The 2149-nt window shown below is 39.4% G+C and carries 2 protein-coding genes; both read right to left on the bottom strand.

From position 1 onward, the window contains the following. Positions 1-548: 548 nt before the first annotated feature. On the bottom strand, positions 549-1175 hold the full coding sequence (locus QZ995_RS23555) for a hypothetical protein (RefSeq protein WP_301812367.1): 627 nt from the start codon (positions 1173-1175) through the stop codon (positions 549-551). A 16-nt stretch (positions 1176-1191) separates the two neighbouring features. Further along, a partial coding sequence (locus tag QZ995_RS23550) for an RHS repeat-associated core domain-containing protein (protein WP_301812366.1) occupies positions 1192-2149 on the bottom strand: 958 nt, incomplete at its 5' end.

Genomic DNA, 2149 nt, shown 5'->3' with positions numbered 1-2149 from the left:
CCCACTCCGATCATATTCGTAATTCTCTTTGACCTTTTCTGTTGCTGGGTCAATCTCGCGAAGCTTCCATGAGAGACCATTGTATACGTAACGGGCCGTCTCCTTGTCATTTTCGAAGGTACTCATCAGGTTCCCATTTGCATTGCATTGGAATTTATATACGTTCTTTTCCGGGTCTTTTACACAGATGGGTTCTCCTCGCAGATCATTTGTAATCCCAGCTACGTTTTTCTCCCTGTTCGTTTGCTTACTTCCTCTAATATTACTTCTGCTTGCGATTGTTTCTTAAGAACCAGTGTTTCCTCTAATTTTGTTCTACCCTTCTCTTTTCCTCTTGTGTTGTGAACATACAAAAAGGGCTCATTTCTTCTCATCGTTCAAGTTGGAATAAGCCTTCTAAGTTTATCAAATGAATTGGTTAATTTTTGTTGTTTGATTTGTTGGTTGAATTTGTATGATCCCACTTCTAAAAAGTAACCCAGAAACTCAAGCAAAAAGAACCCCTGACGAGCAGTTTATTACTCGTTTGGGGTTCCATTGTATACAGTTTAAAACATTCTATCCACTGCTTTTACGTAACTAGGACACCAATGAAACGCATTGACACTTGAGTACGCTTCTTGAAATTCTTTTTCCCGTTGAAACCAAGGTAAATCAGGGTGACGATTTAATACATCACGTAAACAGTACCAACCATGTCTTAAGTCTTCTCCACCAGTTGACCTGAAATCACCATTTGAGCAAAAAGCACAAATGTTAAAGGATACGTCCATTTTGTCTTGAAGTGCTTGTAAAGCGATGGAAAAATCCTCAATAGCTTCCGCTTCAAAGGTTATTCCTCTGTAGTCGCATACTAATCTGAACTTTAATTGAGGTTCGTCAGGATCATATTGTCTAGTGACAGCAATATATTCCTCTATCGTTAGTATTTCTATAGAATTACCATTTGTAGATTGTACAATATTTAACAACTTTAGCTCATACCCCTCTGGTAATTTCGTTATTAACTCAAGAAGACTCTGAACATATGTTACTTCGTTGCTTTCAATATACAGAGATTTTCCTACCAGAATCAGATGAACAGTATCATTTTCTCTAAATCGTACATAAAGTTTCGAATCATGACTGTGTCCCTTATCGTCAACTAGTTTAGTTATGACAATTCTCTCGTTCATTCTCCCCCTCCTTTCTTTACCTTCCCTTTATTGAGATAGACTTTAGTACAATAGTTAAATAATACGGATTTGATTCTGCATCAGGTCTTGAAGCAATCCACGCTTTGTGATGGGCAGGATTTGTTGCAAAGACGCTGGCATGCCCTGTGGCAGGATTGTCGATTACAGCCTTCAAGACCCCAGTTGAGTTTACTGCATCTAGTGAAGTGAACGTATATTTGGTAGACCCTGGTGCTAAAAAGTAAGATAATCCTGTTGTATCTACTGGTCTTGGAGTCAGGTTAGTGTTTGTACCCGAACCATCACGGAATATTAAGGTTTGTCCATTATAATTATAGGTTGTAGTGCTAGTAGAAGTATCCTGTGTAGCAATGGTCAATATTGTTGCCGCAATAGCCGCCCAACCTATCGCACGACCGCCTGAAATTGAATCTGATCCAGACCTTGGCATAGTGGCAGTAGTTCCTGCAAAAAGTACTGAAGTAGGTCTTAGTTCAAGATCCTTTGCAATAGAAGCTCCTAGATTACTCCAGTAAGCAGTCCTTGCGTTGTCTGCTTGTGTTTCAGCAAATTGCATTCGTTGTTTGTTCCTTGCTTTATTTGCTTTATTCCATACATCAGTCCAAAGAGCAATGGTATCCCAAGTTGAACCCTTAATGTATTCGTCCCCGTCTTTCCAATGCCCAGTAGGATCTATATACCTTATCGGATTATTCTCCGTATACGTATACCGATTCAAACTAAGCGGATTATCCACTTGCCCCTTATACGTATCCTCCGTTATAAACCTTCCATCATTTGGATCATAATATCTAGCACGCAGATAAATCAAGCCCGATTCTTCATCATATAACTCTCCTGCATATAAGAACGGATTGGACATTGTTTCCTGCTTGCTTTCCACATTTCCCCATAGGTCGTACTCATACTTATTCAGGGTCTGCCCGGCTTTATCCTTTATTTCTACAATGTCA

This window comes from Brevibacillus laterosporus (genome assembly GCF_030489605.1).
GTDB lineage: Bacteria > Bacillota > Bacilli > Brevibacillales > Brevibacillaceae > Brevibacillus_B > Brevibacillus_B laterosporus_E.
The sequence above is the reverse complement of the archived record's forward strand: the minus strand, read 5'-3'. Positions and strand labels throughout refer to the sequence as shown.